Source organism: Mycobacterium deserti, from assembly GCF_025345615.1.
In the GTDB taxonomy this organism is placed as follows: domain Bacteria; phylum Actinomycetota; class Actinomycetes; order Mycobacteriales; family Mycobacteriaceae; genus Mycobacterium; species Mycobacterium deserti.
In genome coordinates this window covers 673,793-697,282 of the sequence record NZ_JAODWD010000002.1, presented here as the reverse complement: position 1 = coordinate 697,282, position 23,490 = coordinate 673,793, and the positions used below count along the sequence as shown (strand labels likewise).

22 protein-coding genes are annotated in these 23,490 nt (G+C 67.4%); 9 read left to right on the top strand and 13 right to left on the bottom strand.

Annotated elements, in window-relative coordinates; all coding sequences use genetic code 11:
* Positions 1–37: 37 nt before the first annotated feature.
* On the top strand, positions 38–1,051 hold the full coding sequence (locus tag N4S67_RS09690) for an alcohol dehydrogenase catalytic domain-containing protein (protein WP_260992731.1): 1,014 nt from the start codon (positions 38–40) through the stop codon (positions 1,049–1,051).
* Between the two features lie 227 nt (positions 1,052–1,278).
* Here N4S67_RS09690 and N4S67_RS09685 read toward each other — a convergent pair whose 3' ends face one another.
* The 4 genes from N4S67_RS09685 to N4S67_RS09670 all read right to left on the bottom strand — a co-directional run bounded on the left by N4S67_RS09685 (position 1,279) and on the right by N4S67_RS09670 (position 7,562).
* The gene (locus N4S67_RS09685; protein ID WP_260992730.1) at positions 1,279–1,503 is read right to left on the bottom strand and encodes a hypothetical protein; all 225 of its coding nucleotides are present in this window, start codon (positions 1,501–1,503) and stop codon (positions 1,279–1,281) included.
* A gap of 637 nt (positions 1,504–2,140) precedes the next feature.
* Positions 2,141–2,878 carry a hypothetical protein gene (locus N4S67_RS09680; protein WP_260992729.1) on the bottom strand — a complete coding sequence of 246 codons (738 nt, stop codon included), beginning with the start codon at positions 2,876–2,878 and terminating at the stop codon, positions 2,141–2,143.
* A gap of 359 nt (positions 2,879–3,237) precedes the next feature.
* Positions 3,238–4,050: a hypothetical protein gene (locus N4S67_RS09675; RefSeq protein WP_260992728.1), complete on the bottom strand. Its 813-nt coding sequence runs from the start codon at positions 4,048–4,050 to the stop codon at positions 3,238–3,240.
* Between the two features lie 749 nt (positions 4,051–4,799).
* Positions 4,800–7,562 carry an AAA family ATPase gene (locus N4S67_RS09670; RefSeq protein ID WP_260992727.1) on the bottom strand — a complete coding sequence of 921 codons (2,763 nt, stop codon included), beginning with the start codon at positions 7,560–7,562 and terminating at the stop codon, positions 4,800–4,802.
* Between the two features lie 366 nt (positions 7,563–7,928).
* Here N4S67_RS09670 and fbaA point away from each other — a divergent pair, with 366 nt between their 5' ends.
* Positions 7,929–8,969 carry a class II fructose-bisphosphate aldolase gene (gene fbaA, locus N4S67_RS09665; RefSeq protein ID WP_260992726.1) on the top strand — a complete coding sequence of 347 codons (1,041 nt, stop codon included), beginning with the start codon at positions 7,929–7,931 and terminating at the stop codon, positions 8,967–8,969.
* A 9-nt stretch (positions 8,970–8,978) separates the two neighbouring features.
* Here the strand turns inward: fbaA and N4S67_RS09660 are convergent, their stop codons facing one another.
* A complete protein-coding gene (locus N4S67_RS09660) occupies positions 8,979–9,917 on the bottom strand; it encodes an Rv0361 family membrane protein (protein WP_260992725.1) in 939 nt (312 codons plus the stop codon).
* Positions 9,918–9,975: 58 nt separating this feature from the next.
* On the opposite strand from N4S67_RS09660, the gene N4S67_RS09655 reads away from it, so the two are divergent.
* Entirely contained in the window at positions 9,976–10,392 is a 417-nt protein-coding gene (locus tag N4S67_RS09655) for a DUF3151 domain-containing protein (RefSeq protein WP_260992724.1), read from the top strand.
* Positions 10,393–10,419: 27 nt separating this feature from the next.
* Here the strand turns inward: N4S67_RS09655 and N4S67_RS09650 are convergent, their stop codons facing one another.
* The 3 genes from N4S67_RS09650 to N4S67_RS09640 are packed head-to-tail and all read right to left on the bottom strand — an operon-like array spanning position 10,420 to position 12,799.
* Positions 10,420–11,316, bottom strand: a complete 897-nt coding sequence (locus tag N4S67_RS09650; RefSeq protein ID WP_260992723.1) for a cation diffusion facilitator family transporter — start codon at positions 11,314–11,316, stop codon at positions 10,420–10,422.
* Between the two features lie 41 nt (positions 11,317–11,357).
* Entirely contained in the window at positions 11,358–12,140 is a 783-nt protein-coding gene (locus tag N4S67_RS09645; protein WP_260992722.1) for a site-2 protease family protein, read from the bottom strand.
* A 38-nt stretch (positions 12,141–12,178) separates the two neighbouring features.
* On the bottom strand, positions 12,179–12,799 hold the full coding sequence (locus N4S67_RS09640) for a peptidase M50 (RefSeq protein WP_260992721.1): 621 nt from the start codon (positions 12,797–12,799) through the stop codon (positions 12,179–12,181).
* 88 nt (positions 12,800–12,887) lie between these two features.
* Between N4S67_RS09640 and N4S67_RS09635 the strand changes: the two genes are divergently transcribed.
* The 3 genes from N4S67_RS09635 to N4S67_RS09625 all read left to right on the top strand — a co-directional run bounded on the left by N4S67_RS09635 (position 12,888) and on the right by N4S67_RS09625 (position 15,557).
* Positions 12,888–14,186 (top strand): adenylosuccinate synthase, encoded by a 1,299-nt coding sequence (locus N4S67_RS09635; RefSeq protein WP_260992720.1) that lies wholly within the window; start codon positions 12,888–12,890, stop codon positions 14,184–14,186.
* Complete coding sequence (locus N4S67_RS09630) at positions 14,183–14,803, top strand: PaaI family thioesterase (protein ID WP_260992719.1); 621 nt, start codon at positions 14,183–14,185, stop codon at positions 14,801–14,803. Before N4S67_RS09635 ends, N4S67_RS09630 begins: the two co-directional genes overlap by 4 nt.
* A gap of 97 nt (positions 14,804–14,900) precedes the next feature.
* The gene (locus tag N4S67_RS09625; protein WP_260992718.1) at positions 14,901–15,557 is read left to right on the top strand and encodes a hypothetical protein; all 657 of its coding nucleotides are present in this window, start codon (positions 14,901–14,903) and stop codon (positions 15,555–15,557) included.
* Here N4S67_RS09625 and N4S67_RS09620 read toward each other — a convergent pair.
* From N4S67_RS09620 to N4S67_RS09605, 4 genes are read right to left on the bottom strand one after another with little or no spacing between them, the layout of a single operon-like run.
* Positions 15,502–15,708 (bottom strand): ferredoxin, encoded by a 207-nt coding sequence (locus tag N4S67_RS09620; RefSeq protein WP_260992717.1) that lies wholly within the window; start codon positions 15,706–15,708, stop codon positions 15,502–15,504. The genes N4S67_RS09625 and N4S67_RS09620 overlap by 56 nt on opposite strands.
* Positions 15,705–16,937 (bottom strand): cytochrome P450, encoded by a 1,233-nt coding sequence (locus N4S67_RS09615; RefSeq protein WP_260992716.1) that lies wholly within the window; start codon positions 16,935–16,937, stop codon positions 15,705–15,707. The genes N4S67_RS09620 and N4S67_RS09615 overlap by 4 nt, the downstream gene beginning before the upstream one ends.
* A gap of 9 nt (positions 16,938–16,946) precedes the next feature.
* Positions 16,947–17,753 carry an alpha/beta fold hydrolase gene (locus N4S67_RS09610; protein WP_260992715.1) on the bottom strand — a complete coding sequence of 269 codons (807 nt, stop codon included), beginning with the start codon at positions 17,751–17,753 and terminating at the stop codon, positions 16,947–16,949.
* Positions 17,695–19,743: an MMPL family transporter gene (locus tag N4S67_RS09605; RefSeq protein WP_260992714.1), complete on the bottom strand. Its 2,049-nt coding sequence runs from the start codon at positions 19,741–19,743 to the stop codon at positions 17,695–17,697. Before N4S67_RS09605 ends, N4S67_RS09610 begins: the two co-directional genes overlap by 59 nt.
* A 60-nt stretch (positions 19,744–19,803) precedes the next feature.
* Here N4S67_RS09605 and N4S67_RS09600 point away from each other — a divergent pair, with 60 nt between their 5' ends.
* Positions 19,804–20,289, top strand: coding sequence for a MarR family winged helix-turn-helix transcriptional regulator (locus tag N4S67_RS09600; RefSeq protein WP_260992713.1), 486 nt, complete (start codon positions 19,804–19,806; stop codon positions 20,287–20,289).
* On the opposite strand, the gene N4S67_RS09595 is transcribed toward N4S67_RS09600, so the two are convergent.
* On the bottom strand, positions 20,276–21,868 hold the full coding sequence (locus tag N4S67_RS09595; RefSeq protein ID WP_260992712.1) for a Na+/H+ antiporter: 1,593 nt from the start codon (positions 21,866–21,868) through the stop codon (positions 20,276–20,278). The genes N4S67_RS09600 and N4S67_RS09595 overlap by 14 nt on opposite strands.
* A gap of 41 nt (positions 21,869–21,909) precedes the next feature.
* Here N4S67_RS09595 and N4S67_RS09590 point away from each other — a divergent pair, with 41 nt between their 5' ends.
* Together N4S67_RS09590 and purT are read left to right on the top strand one after the other, a co-directional pair.
* Complete coding sequence (locus N4S67_RS09590; protein ID WP_260992711.1) at positions 21,910–22,224, top strand: UBP-type zinc finger domain-containing protein; 315 nt, start codon at positions 21,910–21,912, stop codon at positions 22,222–22,224.
* Positions 22,225–22,247: 23 nt separating this feature from the next.
* Complete coding sequence (purT, locus tag N4S67_RS09585) at positions 22,248–23,489, top strand: formate-dependent phosphoribosylglycinamide formyltransferase (RefSeq protein ID WP_260992710.1); 1,242 nt, start codon at positions 22,248–22,250, stop codon at positions 23,487–23,489.
* Position 23,490: the final 1 nt, after the last annotated feature.

Below are 23,490 nucleotides of genomic sequence, written 5' to 3'. Positions count from 1 at the left end.
TCAAGCGATGCAATATCGGCGTCGATAGGGTCCGAGTATGTCCACGCACAAGGCCGTATACGTCGAATCCGCAGGCGCTTCGCTGGTGCTCACCGAAGTCGAGACCAGTCCGCCGCCGCGCGACCATGTAAGGGTTTCAGTGGCCGCATGCGGTGTGTGCGGAACCGACCACGGCGTGGTCAACGGCGGCTTCCCGGACATGACGTGGCCGGTGACCCCGGGCCACGAGGTCGCGGGGACGATCGCCGAAGTCGGAGACGGGGTCGACGATTTCGCCGTCGGCGACCGGGTCGCGCTGGGATGGTTCGGCGGCGTCTGCAACAAATGCGTGCCGTGCCGGAAGGGCAAGTTCATGCAGTGCGTGAACTTTCAGGTGCCGAGCCTGGCTTACCCGGGCGGCTATGCGGAGTCCGTCACCGCACCGGCCAACGCACTGGCTCGTATTCCGGACGGTCTGTCGTTCGCCGAGGCCGCCCCGATGGGCTGTGCGGGGGTGACGACCTTCAACGGGCTGCGTAAGACGGCCGCGCAGCCGGGGGACCTGGTAGCCGTCCTTGGCATCGGCGGCCTAGGGCATCTCGGTGTGCAGTGGGCAGCGGCGATGGGATTCGAGACGGTGGCGATCGCCCGCGGGGCCGAGAAGACCGACGATGCGCTTGCGCTCGGGGCGCACCATTACATCGACTCGAGGGCCCAGGACGTCGCGACCGCGCTCCAGGATCTCGGTGGGGCCGCCGTCGTGCTCGCGACGGCGGCGAACTCCGCCGCGATCGGCCAGACCGTCGGCAGCCTCGGTCCGGAAGGGGAACTCGTCATCGTGGGGGTGACGTTCGACCCGTTGCCGATCAGCCCTGCTGACTTGATCCTGACGGGCCGCCGCGTCACGGGACATCCGTCGGGCACGTCACGCGACGTCGAGGAGACCATGCACTTCGCTGTCCAGTCCGGGGTGCGGGCCAAGATCGAGGAACTGCCGCTGGCCCAGGCTGCCGAGGCCTATGCCGCCATGGAGGAGGGCCGCGCACGCTACCGAATGGTCTTGACCATGTGAGGTCGGCCGGCTCACGATCCATAGAACCCCTCGTTCCGTCGTCAGCCCTACGACTCCTGCTACGTCGCGTTGGCCGAGCGTCTGGGCTGCGAGCTGATAATCGTGCACGGACGCCTGTCTACCGCGACTGGTCCTCGCTGCCTGATCCGAGGCATGCGCTGAGGCGAGGCTCAAATTAGCGCGAGAGTTGAGGATCGCTGACTGACGCCGAGCTGCCTTCGCTCTGATCAGTAGAAGACCGAGGTCGGAGTGCTTGTTCCGTTGTCGCACGCGATAGTGCCGGTCCGGTTCTTGAACTGGCGGATAGCCGGAACGAAGACGTCGACGGATCCGTTGGCGGGCAGTCCGAAGCTGTTGTCGAACCCTTCGGATGAGTAGTCGCACTCCGACGCGACCCCGCTGCGGTCGGTGACGGCGAAGGTGACACCGGCAAGTCCCTCCTTCGTCGTCACTGTCGGGCTTTGGAGGGGTTTCTTGGATTCGACAGGTGTTGGCACTTGCTGCTGGGACGGCGGCGGGGCTTGCTGGGATGGCGGAGGTGGCGCGGCGGCCGCGACGCACGTGAACGGTGTCACTGAGTCCCAGGTCGCCTTTGGAACGGGCCCTCAGGTCTTGGTTGAAACCCCCGCGTACGTTGCCACCCGGGTCGAACGTGCCCACGTATTGGCCAATGGGAGGTCCATTCCAGTCAACGGTGAACGCAACCTCATTCCCCGCCGACAGCCGATTGCACTGATTGCCCCTGCCGAGCCAGCGACCAGCGTCTTCGGTTTGGTGTTCATGGACATGGGTGTTCCTCTTGCCTGTCAGGCCGTGGACTCGCGAATTCAATCACAAGGCCGTCAGCGCAATTGAAATTTGTTGGCATTTCACCGTCGAGGGTCGTTTCCGACCGGGTTTGACGTTAATGGCGTTGGGCTGGTTATGAACGGGGTGTTTCCCTATGTTTTCGTCGGGAATGTCCGCGGAATTTGTTGAATGGTCAGGGTCTCGCCTGACGGACGAGTAGGACGCCCACAAATCAATCAATTGTTCGTGATCGATGCATGGCCCCAGCGCGTTGCACGCAGCTCGGCGGTTCTTTCGCTGTCAGTTGTTCTTGAAGAACTCTCCCCACGCGAAGCGGCCGTCGGCCAGTGCGCACCAGTCATTTGAGGGGCATGCCCTGATCACCTTGACCACTTCTCCCTGTCGCAGGATGCCGATGATGTTTCCGCCGCCGCCGGGCGCGTCGTAGACATCGACATCGCCGGTCACCGTGGCCGTTAGGGCTGCGGGAGCCTGCGGTGGTGCCTGCTGCGGAGGCGGAGGCGGCGCCTGTTGCGGTGGCGGGGTCGGCGCTACTGCGCATGTGAAGCGGTCTCGCGAGACCCAGTCAACGCGTGCATTCTCATTGTCGAGTGCCTGCCCGCGCGCTGTGCCGTCGTCGCCGACGGTCCCCGTAAAGCGGGCAACGCTGAACGCCCCGTTCTCGCCGCCGAAGTTACCGGCCACACGGCGCCATGAGACGCCGAAGTCGATGTTGGAGCCACTCATCGGACGGCCGCTGGTGTTCCCGGAGTAACGGGTGTTGCCGGGTACCAACAGTGTCCCGGCCTCCACGCGATTTCCGGATGTCTGGAATATCGCGGTCTGGCCGTTGGAAAGGTTCAACACGAGTTCGGGAGCCATCTTCCAGTCCGCGCACGCTGCGCCCGCAGACCCGGCGTTGATGACCCCGAGGCTAGCCGCGCCGAGCACCGCCGCTGCTAGAGCGGCGCAGGTACGGGCGACCGTCGCGGTCGCCGGTGCGGCGATGCACCCGTTCGTCTTAGATGCGGTCGACATGGCCATCCCTGTTCCTTCGGTACGCGTTGGATTCCCGACAATCCGACAGTAGGAGTCAGGGGCGGCCGATAAACCGGGTGTTTCCCTATGTTTTCGTCGGGAAGGTCCGCTTGTGACGGTCCGCGGCGGAGCCAGCAGGCATGTGGCCGGGAGGTTTTCTTGACGCTTGTCGCCGACCGTTCCCAGCGGTGACCCGGGTGTCGAGCACGACGGGAACACCGCTCGCCGAGCGTCTGGGCTGCGAGCTGATCACTGCGGAATGGACGCCTGGCCACCGCGACGGGTCCTCGTTGCCCGATCCGCGTCATGCGTCGAGTGCTCGACCCGGCGCTTGGGCGGTTTTCACCGCAAAGCGATGATCAGTAGAAGACCGACGTAGGCGTACTCGTTCCGTTGTCGCACGTGATGGTGCCGGTCCGGTTCTTGAACTGCCGGATAGCCGGAACGGCGACGTCGACCGTGCCGTTGGCCGGTAGGCCGAAGCTCTTGGTGAACCCTTCCGAGGAGTAGGTGCACTGCGACGCGACTCCGCTGCGATCCGTGACGGTGAAGGTGACACCGGCAAATCCCTCTTTGGGCGTCACCGTCGGCCCCTGTTTGGGGGCAGGCGGAGCCTGCGGCGGCGGCGCTTGCTGGGGGGGCGGCGACTGCGGGGGTGGCGGAGGTGGCGGGGCGTCTGCGCACGCGAAGCGGTCCCGCGAGGTCCAGTCGACGCGGAAATTCTTGTTGTCGACGGCAGAGCCGCGCGCTATGCCGTCGTCTCCGACGGTGCCGGTGAACTTGCTTGTGACATCGGGAGGGAAATCGGCGCCAGCCCTAAAGAAACGGGCTTTCCACGTGACGGTGATGTCGAGCCTGGAGCCACCCAACGTACCGTTGGAAGTCCCATCGTATTCTCCACGGGCTGCTAGTAAGCGATCCTTGCCGGTCCCGACCATGTTTCCGAATGTCGAGAATAGCGCTGTCTCGCCGTTGGACAGGTTCAACGCGAGTTCAGGACTGGGCAATTTCCAGTTCGCGCACGCTGCGCTCGCAGGCGCGGCGTTGATGACCCCGAGACTCGCCGCGCCGAGTACCGCCGCTGCTAGAGCGGCGCAGGTACGGGCGACCGTCGCGGTCGCCGATGCGGCGATACACCCGTTCGTCTTAAATGCGGCGGTCGACATGACCATCCCTCTTCCTCTGGTACGCGGTGGCTTCCCGACAATCCGACAGTAGGAGTTTGAAGCGGCCGATAAACGAGGTGTTTCCCTATATTTGGTCGGGAAGGTCCGCGTCTCGCGGCCCGCGCTCGCCTCCCCGACGAAGGTAAGCACGAACCAAGCGTTCGCTACTGGCGTCAGCGGCAACCTCGGCGGCGATGCCTCCAGGCATAGGGAAACACCCGGGTTTATCTTGTCGCGACATGAATGAGCGTCAGATCTGAAAAGGCCCGGCCCAGGCTGATCGATCGAGGAGCGATCCTTGGCTACCTGAAGTGCCGCGGCCGGCGACACGTGGGTCGCCCGGAGTCTGGCTTCCCCGAGGTTGGCATACCAAGCCCGGACGGGATGCGGTTCTTGGGCGGCAGGTCGGCGGAGGGTGTGCCGGGCGGGCGAGCCAACCTGGTGCACATCAAAATCTCCGGACATGCCGGGCGGTTCATCTAGACAAGCGGACCGGATCCGCCGTTGCAGCCCGCGGTGCCGTAGCCGGTCGTTGGGTACAGGTCCGCATACGACGATGACATTCGCTGGACGGTTCGGCCCAGATGTCCGGTGAACCCTCGGCAGACATCGACGCCGCGCATTCACTCAGGGCGTCGGCGGCGTCATCGAGGTCGGCAAGCCGCGGCCGATTCCACTCGACGAGAAAACATTGCGCTCCGATCCTCATGTATCGGACGTAGGCGGCGAAGACACCAGATAAACCCGGTGTTTCCCTATCCGGCAGGTTGATTCATGCGCTGACCCAGTTCGGCGCGCGAGTGGATTTCGAGTTTGTGGTAAATGCGAGCCAGGGCGCCCTCCACGGTCTTCGGGCTGATGAACAATTCGCCGGCGACCTCACGGTTGGTCATGCCCGACGCGGCCAGTTCGGCGACGCGCTGCTCGGAGGGCGTGAGCGTGTTGGCCCGCCGCGGACCGATGTTGGCGCGGGCGAGCTCGGCGCGGGCCCGCTCGGCCCACAACGGGGTGCGCAGGAATTCGAAGGTCGCCAGCGCCTCGCGGACGGTGGTGGCGGAGGCGTCCTTTCGGCGCTGCCGGCGCTGGAGCTGACCGTGCAGCAGTTGTGTGCGGGCGCGTTCGAAGGGCATCGGCAGCCGGTCGTGTTCGACCATCGCCTGCTGCACGGTCAGGCTCGCCGCGTCAACGTCGCCGTGGGCGGCCATGAGCATCGCCCGGCACCGGCTGGCAACGGCCAGCATCCAGGCCCGGTCGAGCCGGCGACCGTTGCGTTCGAGCGCGTCGATCAGCGGCTCGGCGTCAGCGAGTCGACCCAGCGCAACCATGGCCTCGACGGCATCGGGGACAAATGTTGCCGAGATGATCTCGGTGGCGTCAAGCGCCGCATTCAGCTTTTGGAGCAACGGTTCGAGCGCGGCGAGCGCTGCCTCATAATTGCCCAGCGATACCTCCAGAAATCCCAGGGCGGTCATCGGCCACTCGCCCAACCTGTCCGAGTGGCACCGCTGGGAGGCCGCCCGTGCCGCACTGACGTCACGGCGAACTTCATCCACCTGGCCGGTGTAGGCCGACAGCAGAGCACGGTTGGACAGGGCCACCGACAGTGGAACGTCGCCGTCGAGCTGCACGGCCCGTTCGACGGCGTCCTCGACGGCGAGCGCGGCGTCGGCGAAATCCCCTCGCCAGATCGCAATCACGGCTTTGTGGAACGTAACGAACATGAGCTCCCCGTCTTCGCCACGTTCAATGCAGCGCCGCCGGATGGCCGTTATCTCCCCATATGCCTGTTCGAGCTGCCCGGTCCAGGCCAGCAGCAGCGCCTGCTGGGTACTCGGGCGGAGAGCGATCGGGATGTCTGCCTCATGGGTTTCCAACTCGGTTGCGCGCTGCATGCTGAGCTGGTCGAGGCCGTCTCCGCGCATGAACCGCAGGATGACACTCATCCCCAGGGCCCGGCTCAAGAGATCTGGCTGTCCGAGGCGCTCGGCGGCAATCACCGCCTCCTCCACCTTCTGCACGGCGGCATCGCTACGACCGCTGTTGAAAAGGGCGAACGACAATGTCACCAACATCCGCACGCGCAGCTTCATGTCATCGGCTGCCTCGCCGAGACCGCGCTCGAGCACACGCGCAGCCTCGGAGAAACTGTCGTCGAGCAGCCGCACGTAGGCGAGCAAGTGCGCCGCCTCCGCGTTGAGGACCCCGTGCGACGGCTGCGCGATTACCTGTTCTAGTAAGGCTCGGGCGTGCCCAGGATCGCCGGAGTTGAAATGGTGCGCGGCCAGCCGGATCCGGCGCTCCGGCGTGTCCCCACCCAGCCCAATTGCCAAGTCGAGGAGCTCCGCGGCGGCGGCGGGGGCTCCCCGAATGCGCGCTATCTCGGCGGCCGCATCCAGGGCGTCTAGAGTGTCGGAGTCACCGGTGGTCGCGGCGAGTGCTAGGTGCCGGGCTCGTAGTTCAGGTTGGTCGACGAGTTCGGCGAGGCGCCGGTGCATCTGCCGACGCCGGGCTGGGGCGGCGTCGGTGTACACGCCGTGGGCGACCAATGGGTGAGCGAAAAGGACGCGGCGACCGTCGATCACGACGATCCCGCTGGCTGCGGCATTCTCTAGCAGCGGTACCACCTCCCGGGCGTCGGCGCCGATGGCGCCCGCGATCAGTTCGATGGTCGGCGCAGCCAGACACGCCACGGCGAGCAAGGCATCGCGGAGCTCAGTGTCGAGTCGCCCGACCTTGACCCGCACCAACTCGGCAAGCGTGCCCGGCAGCTTCATCTCGGCGCCGGTCGCAGCGTTGTCCATCTCTCGTCCCAATTCGACGGCATAGAACGGGTTTCCGCCCGAGATCTGATGAATGCGCACCAGCTCGGGTCGCGACAGTGACCGACCGAGCCGCTCGCGCAGCACCGCGTGCAGACCACCCAGGCTCAGCGGACAAACCTGCACACGCCGGATCGCGTCGGGTCTGGGTAGCCGCAGCCAGGTGGCCCCGCTGGCGGTGCCGGGGTCGGAGCGCACCGAGGCGAGCACCCCCGCCCGCGGCGGGAGTCGCCGCGCGGCATACGCCAGAACGTGAACGCTGGAGGGATCGAGCCAATGCAGGTCGTCAACCGCCAGCAGCACCGGCGCTTGGTCGGCCAGGGCGACGACAACTGACAGGAAGCCCGCCGCCACAGCGCGCTGATCAGTGGCTTCGCCGTCGGCCTCGACACGCAGCAACACCCGGTCCAGGGCGATTCGCTGAGGACTCGGCAAGCTCGACAATGTCGATGACTCGACGTCGCTGAGCAGGTCGGCCAGCCCGGCGTAGGCCAGCACCGACTCGGCGGCGGACGGAGTCGCCGACAACACGCGATATCCACGTTCTTGGGCTTGCTCCAGTCCCGTCAACCAGTGACTCGTCTTGCCGATCCCCGGCTCACCTTCGAGCAGCAACGCCGTCGGGTCTGCATCCGCTTCGGCGAGAAAGTCGGCTATTGCTTGTTTGTCGGCCAGGCCTCCCACAGCGGAGGTGGGCATGGTCGCAATTTGTCCCACACGCCCTCCCCGGGGGCCGCCAGCCTCCGACGAGCGTATCCACTTCGGCTACGACCCGCAGCCCAATCCCGGCCGGCGGGTTTGCCGAAATTGCAATCGCACGACGCGCTTGGCCACACTGCAATGTTTCTGCAATCGGTCATCGACCGTGGCGGTGGTACCCCCAGCCACATGTCGATCAACTCCACGGACTCCGACCGCGCCACCTCGACCTCGACGTGGGCGCCCGCCCAGGTCGGCGAAGTGGCCGCCGTAAGTAGGGGCACAGCGCGTTCTCCCACTGCCCACGGCAGCGCTGCGCGCTTCTTGAGATACTGCGTTGACTCGAACAAGATGGAAGGACCGCTCATGCCCATCGCCACGCCCGAGGTCTACGCGGAAATGCTGGGCCGAGCCAAGGATCACTCCTTTGCGTTCCCCGCCATCAACTGCGTCGGCTCGGAGTCGGTCAACGCGGCCATCAAGGGTTTCGCCGACGCAGGTAGTGATGGCATCATCCAATTCTCAACGGGCGGTGCCGAATTCGCGTCCGGACTCGGGGTCAAGGACATGGTGACCGGCGCCGTCGCGCTGGCAGAGTTCGCCCACGTCGTCGCCGAGAGATACCCGGTCACCGTGGCGCTGCACACCGATCACTGTCCGAAGGACAAGCTCGACACCTACGTGCGGCCGCTGCTGGCGATCTCGGCACAGCGGGTGGCCGACGGACGCGACCCGCTGTTCCAGTCGCACATGTGGGACGGATCGGCGGTGCCGATCGACGAGAACCTCGACATTGCGCGGGAACTGCTCAAGGAGGCGGCGGCCGCCAAGATCATTCTCGAGATCGAGATCGGTGTGGTCGGCGGCGAGGAGGACGGCGTCGCCCACGAGATCAACGACAAGCTCTACACGACGGCAGAGGACTTCGAGAAGACCGTCGAGGTGCTGGGCGCAGGCGAGCACGGCAAATACCTGCTGGCCGCGACGTTCGGCAACGTGCACGGGGTGTACAAGCCGGGCAACGTCAAGCTCAAGCCCGAGGTGCTGGCCGAGGGCCAGCGGGTGGCTGCGGCGAAACTCGGATTACCCGAAGACGCACGGCCTTTCGACTTCGTCTTCCACGGTGGCTCGGGCTCGCTGAAGTCCGAGATCGAAGATGCGCTCAAGTACGGCGTGGTGAAGATGAACGTCGACACCGACATGCAGTACGCGTTCACCCGGTCGGTCGCCGCCCACATGTTCACCAACTACGACGGGGTACTCAAGGTCGACGGCGAGGTCGGCAACAAGAAGGCCTACGACCCCCGCAGCTATCTCAAGAAGGCCGAGGCGTCGATGAGCGAGCGCGTCGTCGAGGCGTGCCGCGACCTGCACAGCGCGGGCCGGAGCGTGAGCGCCAACTCCTGAAGTCGCAGGTCAGGCGACCGGCGCCTGGCAGATCTTCCACTGCTCGTCGCGGAACTGCAGATCGAGGCTGCGGGTCGAACGGGTCTGCGGCGCGTAAGCCATAAAGGTGGTGACGTTGGCCTCCGCGTGGTCGCCGTTGACCACGACCTGGTCGATGCTGGCCACCACCGGGTACTGCTTGGCCGCGGCCACCCTGGCGTGGGTCTCGGCCCACGAGCGGTCGTTGTACTTGACGTAGCTGTCGCGGGTGGGTCCGCAGGTGATGCTGCGCAGCGTCGCCAGATCGCCGCTCTGGATTGCGGTGTCGAAGTTCTCGATGGTCGACCGGACCATGTCCTCCTGCGACACCTTAGGCTCCGAATCGCGCGTCAACAGCACGGTGCCTAGCACGGCGATGGCCACCAGGGCCGCGATCACCAGCACCACGGCCACCACCCAACCCCAGCTGCGGCGGTTCTGTGCCGCTTTCGGGGCGTCACCTCGCGGTGGGATGACCTGCGGCGCAACGGGTTTCTGCTGGGCCATCGGTTCGGTAGGGGCCGCGGCCCCGGCTGCGCCTGCATGTGACATCGCGAACACCTCGGTCGCCGGTTCCGGCGGAGTGTCGATCCGCTGTGTGGTGCCCGCGTCGAACCCCGACGGCGCGGTGAAGCGCCGCTCCCCGGGCTCCTGCGCCACTTCCGGATCAGGGGTCGCATCCGCCGACGCGAACACCTCGGTGGCCGGCTCGTGGTCGGCCTCGACCTGCACCACTTCGGTCGCGGGGTCGTCTTCGGACGCGGCGGCGGGCGCCTCGGGTGGGGCTTGCTGTTCGGCGCCCGGCTGCTCGGTTTCGGGTTCGGTCGCGGACTCGGCCGTCTCGGCGTCCCCGGCGGCTACCTCGCCGGTGGCGTCGGTGCCCTCATCGGTGGTGTCCTTCGGCTGTTCAGGGCCTGATGGGTTCGACATCCCTGCTGCAGTCCTCCCTCTACGAGCTACCGGTGCAGCCTAGCGGCACAATGGGGGCATGACGCAGATGGGAGATCTCCTAGGACCGGATCCGGTGTTGCTGCCGGGCGACGATGCGGCCGAGGCGGAATTGGCGGCCGCCGAGAACCCGGCCATCGTGGCGGCAGCGCACCCGTCGGCGTCAGTGGCGTGGGCGACGCTGGCCGAGGAAGCGCTGGCCGACGACAAGGCGGTGACCGCCTATGCATACGCCCGCACCGGGTATCACCGCGGCTTGGATCAGTTGCGCCGCAACGGATGGAAGGGCTTCGGCCCGGTCCCGTTCCGCCACGAGCCGAACCGCGGATTTCTGCGCTGCGTCGCCGCGCTCGCCAAGGCCGCAGACGCTATCGGCGAGGAGGACGAGTTTCAGCGTTGCCTCGATCTGCTCGACGACTGCGACCCGGCCGCTCGCCCCGCCCTCGGTCTTGCCTGAGGCTCTTCGCGACGCTCATCGCGCGAGTCACCACTCCGCTTCGCACTTGCAGTCCGCGGCGCCGTCGGGCGGTTCCACCTGAACCGTCGCGTGGTCCAGCCCGCGGGCGGTCAGCACCGCCCGTGCGTCGTCGAGAACCCGTGCCGAATCCGCGCTACTCGTCAGGTGAGCGGTCACCATGTCCTTGCCCGGCACCAATGTCCAGACATGCAGGTCGTGTACCTCGGTGACGCCGTCGACAGCGCACAGTGCCGTGCGCAGTTCGTCCACGTCGATGTGGGTGGGCGACGACTCCGAGAGGATCCGCAGCGCGGCCCGGGCCAAGGAGATCGCCCGCGGCAACACCCACAGTGCGACGAAGATCGCCACCACGACGTCGGCGTACGGCCAGCGCGTCGTGACCGTGACGATGCCGGCGATCAGCACGCCGATACTGCCGACGGTGTCGGCCACCACCTCCATGTAGGCGCCCTTGACCGCCAGGCTGTCCTCGGAATGCCCGCGCAGCAGCAGCACCACGACCGCGTTGGCGAGCAGGCCGGCCAGCGCGACGACGATCATCGGCACACCGGGGACGTCGGGCGCATCTCCCAACCGTTCGAACGCCTCGTAGAGGATGAACACCGCGACGCCGAGCAGCAGCACCGCGTTGGCCACAGCGGTGAACACCTCTGCGCGGTGCCATCCGTACGTGCGGGCCGGCGAGGCGCTGCCGTGGCGGGCGAGCAGCACCGCCGTCAGGCCCATGAACATCGCGACCAGGTCGGTCAACATGTGGCCGGCGTCGGCCAGCAGCGCGATCGAGTCGATCGCCAACGCGGTGCCGAGTTCGACGACGAAGAACACCGTCAGGATCGCCGCACCGATGACCATCCGGCTGACACGCGTATCGCCGCGGCTGCTGTGGTCGTGGCCGGCGCCCATGCCAGCAATCTATGCGTAAACGCGCATATGTCGCAAGCGGCCTAGAACCAGGCGGACCAGAACCGGGTGAGGTTGAAACCGGCGCCGATCAGCCCGCTGTTGACCCCCGACAGGTCGAAGAACCAGCCCACGACGGCGAAGAAGTACTGATTGAGCGGTGTCGCGATCAGCAGGAACAGGAAGATGAAGAACGCCCATTGCTTCGCCGGTTCCAGGGCGCGCTGAGTCTCTCGACTCAGGTGCGGTTCCAGCGCGCCGTAGCCATCGAGGCCCGGGATCGGCAGCAGGTTGAGCACCGCCCCGGTGATCTGCAGGAAGCCCAGGAAGGCCACACCGGCCCAGAACACCAGGTGATCGGCGTCGTAGAACAGTCGGGTCGCCACGAGCAGCAGCACCGCGAGGATCACGTTCGCGGCGGGTCCGGCGAGACTGACCGTCGTCTTCTGCCTGTTGGTCATGAACGACGTGCGCACCCACACTGCACCGCCCGGCAGGCCGATGCCGCCGAGCAGGGTGATCAGCACCGGAAGCCCGAGGGACAGCATCGGATTGGCGTACTTGAAGGGGTTGAGGGTGAGATAGCCGCGAACCGCGATGTCGTGATCGCCATACCGCCACGCCGTGAACGCGTGCCCGAATTCGTGCAGGCTCAGCGACACGATCCAGCCGGCGATGACGAAGACGAACACGCCCACGTAGGACAGTGGCGCGCGGACCTCGGCCGCGGAGATCCACGACAGCACACCGCCGGCGACGCTCAGCGCGACGATCGCCAGGAAGACCGGGCTCGGCCGCACCGACTGGTGCAAGGGTCGAATGCTCACGGTTCGACGCTACCGACTCCAACGACGGGTCTGGCTCGTCACCGAACCTGCAGCCAGCCCTCGGTGTGCCGATAGAACGTCGAACGCCTCACCGCGCGGGCGGCCGGCACGCCGTCGCGGACTACGAACGCGCCGGTCGTGCCCAGTTGCGCCGCGCGTCCGGTGAGCCAGCGCCCGGGGCGCATATGGCGCGACAACACCGTGGCCCGCAAACCCGGCGGGTGAGGCGTCGGCTCGATCCGGACGCCGGTCACCGCTCCGTCGAAGAGCAGATCGTCGTCGACCACCGCCTCACCGGTCAGTTTCGCCGGGGGCGACCCCTTCTCGAGGCCACTCTCGCCCACCCAGTACGCGGCCCCGACGATCACAGTGCCGGTGTCGTCTCGGATCAGTGGAACCCGGGTGGCCGTCCCGCTACGCGCCCGCCGCGCCTGCCAGCCTCGCCGGACATGCGCCACTTCGACATCGAGCCGATCGCTGCGCATCAGCCGGGTCAGCACCGCGGCCAGCTCGGCGTCCGGGCCGACCACGATGAGACGGCGACAGGACACATCCGGGGTCTCGGCGACCGGCAGGTCGCGCAGCGTTCGGGGCATCCGACGGCCTCCGGTCAGCAGCACCATCACGCCGGTGGCGTCCGGACCCGATGCAGTGCTCATCACGTCCGCGCGGGCTCCTCACGACGGGCTGGGATAGGGTAGGTCACCGGCTGCACAGTGTTGATGCAGATTAGCGGGAGACTATGCCATGCCGGCAATCGTGCTCATCGGCGCTCAATGGGGTGACGAGGGCAAAGGAAAGGCCACCGACCTACTCGGTGGACGCGTCCAGTGGGTGGTGCGCTACCAGGGCGGCAACAACGCCGGCCACACGGTGGTGCTGCCGACGGGCGAGAACTTCGCACTCCATCTCATTCCGTCGGGGATCCTCACCCCGGGCGTCACCAACGTCATCGGCAACGGGGTTGTCGTCGATCCGGGTGTGCTGCTCGCCGAGCTGCAGGGGCTGACCGACCGCGGCGTAGACACCGAACGGCTGTTGATCTCCGCCGACGCACACCTGCTGATGCCCTATCACGTGGCCATCGACAAGGTGGTCGAACGGTACGCGGGCAGCAAGAAGATCGGCACCACCGGCCGCGGCATCGGTCCGTGCTACCAGGACAAGATCGCGCGCATCGGCATCCGGGTGGCCGACGTGCTGGATCCAGCGCTACTGGCCGAAAAGATAGAGGGCGCACTGGATTTCAAGAATCAGGTGCTGGTCAAGATCTACAACCGTAAGGCGCTCGATCCGGCCGAGGTGGTCGAGAGTCTGCTGAGTCAGGCCGAGGGTTTCAAGCACCGCATCGCCGACGCGCGCTTCCTGCTCAACGACGCCCTCGAGAAGGGCGAGACGGTGCTTCTGGAGGGCTCGCAGGGCACCCTGCTCGACGTCGACCACGGCACGTATCCCTTTGTCACATCGTCGAATCCGACGGCAGGCGGTGCTGCCGTCGGCTCGGGTATCGGGCCGACCAGGATCACGACGGTGCTGGGGATCCTCAAGGCGTACACCACTCGAGTCGGGTCGGGACCGTTCCCGACCGAACTCTTCGACGCCAACGGTGAATACCTGTCGAAGACCGGCGGCGAGTTCGGGGTGACTACCGGGCGCCGCCGACGGTGTGGCTGGTTCGACGCTGTGATCGCGCGGTACGCAACACGGGTCAACGGCATCACCGACTTCTTCCTGACCAAGCTCGACGTGCTGTCCAGTCTCGAAACCGTGCCGGTGTGCGTTGGTTACCGGGTCGACGGCAAGCGCGTCGACGACATGCCGATGACCCAGAGCGACATCGCCGACGCCGAACCGATCTACGAGGAACTTCCCGGCTGGTGGGAGGACATCTCCGGGGCCCGGGAGTTCGACGACCTGCCCGCCAAGGCTCGCGACTACGTGTTGCGCCTGGAAGAGCTTGCCGGAGCGCATATTTCGTGTATCGGCGTCGGCCCGGGCCGGGAGCAGACGATCGTGCGCCGCGACATCCTGGCGCCGCGGTCGTGAGCGAGGACCCCGACTACGAACGTCACGGCGGCTTCCCGGTCTTCGAACCGGCCGATCCGGGGCCGGGATTCGGGCGTTTCCTGACCGCGATGCGCCGCGCACAGGACCTTGCGGTGTCCGCCGATCCGGACAGCGGCACCTGGGACAAGGTCGCGGACCGCGCCGAGGAACTGGTCGGGCTGCTCGACCCGTTCGAGGCGCCCGAGGGTGTCGGGCCCGCCAACCGCGTGCCGTCGCTGCCGGGTGCGGGCAGCCTGTTGATGCCGCCGTATCGCGTCACCAAGTTCGACGCCGAAGCGGTCGAGCTGACGGTGCAGTTCAGCCGCTATCACGTGGGCGGCAACTACGCGGTGCACGGCGGGGTGCTGCCGCTGATGTTCGACTCGGTCTTCGGCATGGTCATCCATGCCACGGGCAGGCCCATCAGTCGGACCGGGTTCCTGCACGTCGACTACCGCCGGGTCACGCCCATCGACACCGAGTTGACGATTCGCGGGTGGGTGCGCGAGGCCGAGGGCCGCAAGTCCTTCGTCAACGCGGAAATGCGAGACCCGGACGGGAATCTGCTGGCCGAGGCGAACGGCTTGATGATCCGCTTGCTGCCCGGCCAGCCCTGAGCCTCTCCGCCGCCGCGAGACTGCGGCCAGATCGCAATATCTGCGAGATTCGCGATCTCACCGCAGTCTCGAGTGCCTCGGTGACAGCATCACGGGCGTGACGACCCAGCCGGCCGACCGGCATCTGCACAGACTCTCGACGCCGCGGGCCGCAGCGCTGGCCGGTGTGCTGTTCGCGCTGCTGTTCGCAACCGCGCTGGTATTCATCCGCCTCGCGCTGCCGGAGGGCGCCGAGCCGGACTCGCAATGGTTGCGCGAGGGCAGGACCAATCTGAAGATCGCCGCAACGATCATGCCGTTCGCGGGCATCGCGTTCCTGTGGTTCATGGGGGTGGTACGCGACGGGTTCGGCACCCTCGAGGACAAGTTCTTCTCGACGGTGTTCATCGGCAGCGGTCTGCTGTTCTTGGCCATGATGTTCGTGGCCGCCGGAGTCGGCGCGGGCCTCGAGCGCAGCGGCGCGGCCGCGCACCCGGATGTCGCGCTCTTCGGTCAGATGGTGCTGCTCACCGTGTCGAAGACGTATGCGCTGCGGATGGCGGCGGTGTTCATGATCTCGTTGGCCACCATCTGGCTGAAGACCGGTCTCATGCCCCGCACGTTGGTCAGCGTGACTTACCTTGTGGCGGTTGGGCTTCTGCTCGCCGGCGACATCAGCATGTGGCTCACCCTGGCGTTTCCGATCTGGGTGCTGCTGGTCAGTGTGCTGTTGCTTCGTCGACGAGCCGCAACGCTTGCGACGGACACAGCTTGACCGCCTCGCGTGCGTGGTCGGCCTCGGCGTCGGGCACCGCGTCGACGAGGACCACGACGATGCCGTCGTCATCCTGGTCGAAGACGGCGTCGGCGACCATCACGCAGTTACCGGCTTGAATACAGACCTCGCGATCGGCTTCGACCTTCACCATTTCACCTCCAGTGACTTGAGACCGTAGATGAAGTGGAACGACCGGAACGCGACATCGGCGAAGTCCTCCGCCAGCGCCAGGGACGGGAAGCGTTGCAGCAGCCGGGGGAACGCGATGCGCATCTCCATACGGGCCAGCGGAGCGCCGATGCAGTGGTGCACGCCGTGGCCGAATGCCAGATGTCCGATCGCGCCACGCCGGATGTCGAGAACCTCTGGCGCGTCGATGAAATGCGGATCGCGGTTGCCCGACGGTAGCGAGACGAACACCAATTGTCCCGCGGGGATCGTCACGCCGGCCACGTCCACGTCGGCGGTCGTGATCCGCGGAATCGCACTGTGCACGATCGACAACCACCGCAACAGCTCCTCAACCGCGGGACCGACGGCGTCGGGATCCTCGCGCACCGCCGCAAGTTGATCCGGATGCCGCAGCAGCGCGAGCGTGCCGAGCCCCAGCATGTTCGAGGTGGTCTCGTGGCCGGCAAGCAGCAGCAGGCTGGCGACGCCGCGGAGTTCGTCGTCGGTGAGCTCGTCGCCGTGGTCGCGGACCAGCATCCCGAGGATGTCGTCTCCGGGGTGCCTGCGCGCCCGCTCCACCAGTGACTGCATGTACACCCGACCGTCTCGTTGCAGAGCCATCCGCTCGGCGATCGGGATCGACAGGTCGAGTTGTCGCGCGCTGCGCCGCTGGAAATCCTCCCGGTCGTCGTAGGGAACGCCGAGAAGCTCGCAGATCACCAGAGAGGGGATCGGCAGCGCAAAACTCTCCACGAGATCGACGGGCGGTCCGACCTTTTCCATCGCGTCGAGATGCTGGTCGACGATTTCGATGATGCGGGGTTCGAGTCGCTTCATCCGGCGGATCGTGAACTCAGGGGTGAGCATTCGGCGCAGCCGTTGATGCTCGGGCGGGTCGAGTCCGAGCAGATTGCCCGCCTGGGCGCTTTCCTGCTCCTCCTGGGAGATCGCAGGTGCACCCGGCAGGACGAAACCGGGCGGGCGTCCGTTGGAGAAGTGCGCGTGGTCGGCCAGCACCGCCTTGACGTCGTCGTGGCGGGTGACGAGATAGACCGTCATGCCGAACGAGTTCGTGACGGTCCGCACGCCGACGGTCTCGCGGATCTCCCGCAGCTCCGGCGTCGGAGTGAACGCGTCGCGCCGCATGTGCAGCGGCGGGAGTGCGGGGGCATCGCCGTCGCGGAGCGCGGCCTCGGACTGCGTCATGACACGACGTTACCTGCGGAAGACGAAGTCCTCGACGAGCTGGTTGACCAGCGGCGGGTTCTCCAGGCCGGCCAGGTGTGCGACGCCGTCGAGCACGGCGACGGCCGCGCCCGGAATCGCCTCGGCCATCGCGATCGCGTCTGGCACCGGGAACGTGGCGTCCTCGGTTCCCGCCACCACCAGCACCGGCGTGGCCACCCTGGAGAGCAGGGCCCGCTGATCTGGCCGGGCGGGCACCACGCTCTCGACGGCCCACGCGCACGAGTGCACATCGGCGGCCTGGACGGTGTCGCGCACGAAGGCGACCACGTCGGGGCGGGTCCGAAACGTCGTGGGACCCAGGAAGGCCTTGAGTACCGAACGGGTCAGCGGCGGCCGAATCCCGCCGAGCAGCTTGGCGATTCGCAGCAGGGCCCCGTATTCGAGCTTCTGACGGACGCCCGCCGCCGATGCGGTGCAGTTCATCAGCACCGAACGAGCGACCCGGTCGGGATATGTGGCCGCGAAGGTGCCGCCGATCATTCCTCCCCACGAGTTACCGACGAAGTGTGTGCGCTGCACTCCGAGCGCGTCGATGATGTCGACGACGACGCGGGCACATTGATCGAACGTGAAAGGCGCCGTTAGCTTTTCGCTACCGCCGTGGCCGGGCGGGTCGACCAGGATGACCCGGCAGCCCGTGCTGAAGTACTCCGCCCGCGCCGACCACATGTCACCGGTCATCAGCAGGCTCGGCCACAGCACCATGGCCTCGCCGTCACCCCGGGTGCGGACCCGAATTCTGCCCAGCGCGGTGTCGACCTGCTGTTGCTCCACCGTTGGAACGGTAGCGCTGCTCGCGCAGTGCGGGCCACCAGATGCGCGGCCCGATCAGCGTGAACAGTGCGGGGATGATCACGGTCCGCACGACGAACGTGTCCAGCAGGATGCCGAGGCCCACGATGATGCCGACCTGCGTGAGCACGATCAGCGGCAGCACGCCCAGCACGCAGAACACCGCGGCCAGCACGATTCCCGCGCTGGTGATCACCGCGCCGGTCGCCGACACCGCGCGCACGATTCCGTCGCGGGTGCCGTGCTCGGGTGTCTCTTCGCGGGCCCGCGTGACGAGGAAGATCGTGTAGTCGACGCCGAGGGCCACCAGGAACAGGAACGCGAACAGCGGGGCGGTGTTGTCCAAAGCGGGGAAGCCGAACAGGTGCACGCTGGCCCAGCCGCCGACGCCGAGCGCCGCGAGCGCGCTCAGCACGGTGACCGCGACCAGCACCAGAGGGGCCAGCGCCGAGCGCAGCAGGATGTAGAGCACGATCAGCACGACCGCGAGGATCAGCGGGATCAGCACCAGCCGGTCCCTCTCGGCGGCGGCGCTGGCGTCCCGGGCCTGGGCGTCGGATCCGCCGACCAGTGCTCCGGGATCCACGGAATGAACCGAATGACGAAGCGCATCAACGGTTCTGAACGCGTCGTCGGAGGCCGGTTCAGTATCGAGCACCACCGACCACTGGGTCAGGCCACCCGAGCTCTGGTCCGCAGGTACGGCGGAGACGACACCTGGGGTCTCGGTAATCGCACGCTGGACTTCGGCGGTCCGATCGGTGGAGGCGATGACGCGCGTCGGATCGGTGAGACCGCTCGGGAAGTGGGCGGCCACGGTCTCATATCCACTGACCGACTCGGCTTGGACGCGGAACTGCTCGGTCTGCGACAACCCGATCGGAGTGGTGAGCAGCCCGGTGCACAATAGTGCGAGCCCGGCGATCGACACCACCGCGACGTGGGCAGGCCTGCGCGCCACCGCATCGGCGATCCGGTGCCAGACTCCGCTGTCGGTAAGGGGTTTGGCGTCCGAGCGCGGGACGAACGGCCAGAACAGCCGCTTGCCGAACAGGGCCAGCAGCGGCGGCAGCACCGCGAGAACGAAGACCGCCGCGACGATCAGGCCCGCCGCGGCCTGAACACCCAGGCTGCGGGTGCTCGGCGACGACGCGAATACCAGCGTCAGCAGGGCGAGTACGACGGTGGCATTGCTCGCGACGATCGCGGGTCCCGCCCTTCGCACCGCCACGGCCAGTGCGTCACGGTGATGCTCGTTGCGGCTCAACTCTTCTCGGTACCTGGAAATCAAGAGCAGGGCATAGTTCGTACCCGCGCCGAAGACCAGCACGCTCGTGATGCCGCCGGTGGACCCGTCGGGACTCATGCCCACCGCGTCGGCGATCGCGCTGCCTACCACGGCCGCGACGCGGTCGGCGAACCCGATGACCGTGAGCGGGACCAGCCACAGCACCGGAGACCGGTAGGTCACGATCAGCAGAAGCGCCACCACCGCGGCGGTGACCGCCAGCAGCGTGAAGTTGGCGCCCGAGAACGAGTTCGCGATGTCAGCGCCGAACGCCGGACCGCCGGTGACTTCGGCTTGCAGCCCGGCGGGCAATCCCGCGCTGACGTTCGCGCGCAGCGCCTTGACCGCATCGGTGAGTTCGAACCCGGTCAATTCCTTGTCCATCGGAACCACCGCGAGGGCCGCGCGTCGGTCGTCGGACACCTGCGCGGATCGGTGTTCGACGGCCGCGAGATCGGCCGGGCTCAACTCCGCGCCGTCGGTCCGGGAGAACACCACGATCGCCGGCACCTGGTCGCCGCCGGGCGACTGCGCGCGCACCGCATCGGCGCGGGCGGACTCGGCGCTCGACGGCACGGGAACCGGGGAGCGCGAATCCGAGTCGTCAGCGCCGATGAGCGCCATCAACGCCCCGGACACGGCGACGACGAGGAGCGCCACGACCCAGGAGAATCGGCCGGTCATGCCGTCCAATATTTCAGAAACTGAACTATCTTTCAAACCCGCGCGGTTTAGGCTGTGCGCATGCCGAAGGCCGACGGCCGCTCTGCCCTGGAATCGTTGATGGCCGCCGACGTACGAGCGCTGACTGCGGAATCCGACGAGATCGGCCGCTACTTTGCGGCTCGACATCAGGTGGCCGCGAACGACTTTCGTGCGCTGCTGCACGTGATGGTCGCCGAAACCGCGGGGACTCCGCTGACGGCGGGCGAGTTGCGCAAGCAGATGGGCCTGTCGGCCGCTGCCATCACCTACCTCGTCGAGCGGATGATCGCGTCCGGCCATTTCCTCAGGGAGTCCGATCCGGCCGACCGACGCAAGGTCATCCTGCGAGTCGCCGACCACGGGATGAACGTCGCGCGTGGGTTCTTCATGCCCCTGGCCGAACAGACGCACGACGCTCTGACCGGATTCTCCGACGAGGAGCTGACCGTTGCGCATCGGGTGTTCGCGGCGCTGGTCGACGCGATGCGCGGATTCCGTCGAGAGCTCGACGCTACTTCCGGTTGAGCGTCGCCTCCTCCAGATCGAGTCCGTGCAGCATGGACCGCAGCACCTCGTCGTTGATCCGTCCCGCGTCGCGCTCGGCGATGAACGTCGCCCGCTCCGCGGCCAGCATCTCCAGGCGCAGACGTCGAAAGGCTGCCGTCGGGCTCTCGCCGATTTCGTCGTCGGTGCGGCCGAGCCGTTCCCAGGCGCTGTTGAGGCGGCGGGTGTTCCAGTGCCGCAATACATCGGCGGCACGCTCCGGAACATCGGTCGAGTCCGCTGCCTCGGCGAGCAGTGTGTCGAGGCGCTCCGCGGCCGCCCGCGCGGCCCGGTCCTGCGCCTGAACCGCGGCGAGCCGGTCCTTCTGCGGATCGTCGCCCTCGACGTTGAGGAGTCGGATGACCCACGGCAGGGTCAACCCGTGCAGCAGCAGCGTCCCGACCACGACGACGAACGTCAGGAACACCAGATGCGGCCGGCCGGGGAACTCGTCACCCGACAGCGTCATCAGCGGGACGCCGGCAGCGGCGGCCAGCGACACCACTCCGCGCATGCCGGCCCATGCGACCACGAACACCTGCCCGGCGGGCGGCGGGGGCTCGCGATCGCGGAGCCGGCGCGACAGCAGCGGAGGCAGGTAGGCGAACAGGTACACCCAGACGATCCGGACGACGATAACGGTGGCGAACACGGCCAGTGACGACGAGATCAGAACCGACGCGCTGATGCCCGCCAGTTCGCTGATGACCCCGGGCAGCTGAAGTCCGATCAGGAGAAACGCGAACGACTCCAGGATCAGCTGCACGGCCTGCCACAGCGCGAAGTCCTGCAGGCGCGTCGCGTACCCGGCGTCCGTCGAACGCTGCCCGAGGATCAGCGCGGCGACCACGACGGCGATCACTCCGGACCCGTGCACCTGTTCGGCGACGAAGTAGATGACGAACGGCGCGACCAGTCCGATCGCACTCTCCACCACCGGGTCGGCGAGCCGGGATCGGACGAATGCGATGACGGCGCCCAGTGCGACACCGACCACCACGCCGCCGGCGGCGGCGAGCGCGAACGTCGCCACGGCGGAGGTTCCGGTGGTGGCGGTGCCGATCGCCGCGGCGAGCGCGACCTTGTATGCCGTCAGCGCCGTCGCGTCGTTGAACAGGCTCTCGCCACTGAGTAGCGCCATGGTTCGTCGGGGCAAGCCCAGCCGCCTGCCGATCGCCGTCGCCGACACGGCGTCGGGCGGCGCGACGATCGCCCCGAGCGTGAGCGCCGCGGCCAGTGTCAACTCGGGCACCGTCTTGTACGCGACGATGCCGACCGCGAAGGTCGTCGCCAGCGGCAGCCCGACCGCCAGCAGGCTGATCGGACGGATGTTCTTGCGAAGCGTCACATAGCTGCTCTCGAGTCCGGCCGACCACAGCAACGGCGGCAGGATCACGTACAGCACCAGCTCAGGATCGAGCAGCACGTCGTGCAGCCCGGGGATGTTGCTCGCGGCCAGACCCGCGATGACCAGCGCGAGCGGCGCCGAGACATCGAACCGTCGAGCCACCGCGGCCAGCAGGATCGCCAACACCAGTGCGGTCAGCAGAGAGCCACCCACGTCGCCCAGCCTCCTCGAAATCTCGCCGTACCCTGATCAGCATGCGCAGCAGAGCACGCCGGCGCGCCGCGAGCGCCCCGGCCGATCCGCAGACGTGTGAACATCTCGTGGCCGCCGACGAAGCCGCCGATCCCCGTCCGCTCACCCCCGGGCACTGCCAGGACTGCAAAGAGGACGGTACGGACGCCTGGGCGCATCTGCGGATGTGCCTGATGTGTGGCTACGTCGGCTGCTGCGACTCGAGCCCTCATCAGCACGCCACCGCGCACTTCCATGCGACGGGTCATCCGGTGATGCGCTCGGTCGAGCCGGGCGAGAACTGGCGGTGGTGCTACATCGACGTCCGGCTGGGCTGACGATCTGGCAGGCTTGACGCGCGATGAGTGAATCCACCGAAGGCGACGCGCAGACCGACCCCGGCGAATCCACGTCGCCGCCCCAAAGGTCGACGGTGATGCTGCTCGGCTCCGGCGAACTGAGCCGCGAATTGGCGCTGGCCTTCCAACGGTTGGGCGCCGACGTCATCGCCGTCGACCGCTACGCCGACGCGCCTGCTCACGGCGTGGCGGACCGGTCCGCGGTCGTGAAGATGACCGACGCCGAGGAACTGACCGCGCTGATCGGCAAGGAGAAGCCGCGGTACGTCGTGACCGAGGCGGGGCTGATCGCCGCCGACGCGTTGATCGCGGTCGCCGAACGCGGCGACGTCGAGGTGTTCCCGACGCCGCGCAGTACCCGGCTGTCGGTCGACCGGGAGGGCCTCCGGCGGCTGGCCGCTAACGAACTCGGACTGCCCACCGCGCCGTTCTGGTTCGCCGGTTCGGTCGAGGAGTTGACGGCCGTCGCGCAGCACGCCGGATACCCGCTGGTGGTCAAGCCGATCGCGGCGGCGCCGGGCGAGGGCGAATCGGTGCTCGTGCGGCCCGAAGACGTCGAGCCCGCGTGGCAGCGCGCCGTCGCGGCCGGCCGGATTCCGCACAACCGGGTGATGGCCGAGAGCGTGGTCGAGGTCGATGTCGAGGTCACGTTGTTGACGGTTCGCACTACGGGGCCGACGGGGCCCGCCGTCCACTTCTGTGAGCCGATCGGGCACCGCCAGGCGGACGGCAACGTGCTGGAGTCGTGGCAGCCGCAGCAGTTGTCGCCGGCGGCGCTCGGCATCGCGAAGTCGATCGCCGCGCGCATCGTCAACTCGCTGGGCGGCCGGGGCGTGTTCGGCGTCGAACTGCTCGTGCGCGGTGACGAGGTGTACTTCGACAACGTGCGGCCGCGGCCCTACGACAGCGGGCTGGTGACTCTGCGCTCGCAACGTCTTTCGGAGTTCGAGTTGCACGCCCGGGCGATCCTGGGGCTCTCGGTCGACACGATCATGATCTCTCCCGCCGCCGCCGAGGTCACCTACGCCGCAGCGGAAGCGGCCACAGCCGAGAGCGCCGTCGACACCACCGCCGCGCTCGCCGACGCGCTGGCCGTCGCCGAAAGCGATGTGCGGCTGTTCGGCCGCCCCGACGAGAGCGAGACCCGCCGCCGACTCGGTGTTGCGCTCGCGACCGCGCCCGATCCGATCGTGGCCAGAGACCGCGCCCGTCGGGTCTCGGCCGCGCTGCGCAGGCTCTGGTAGG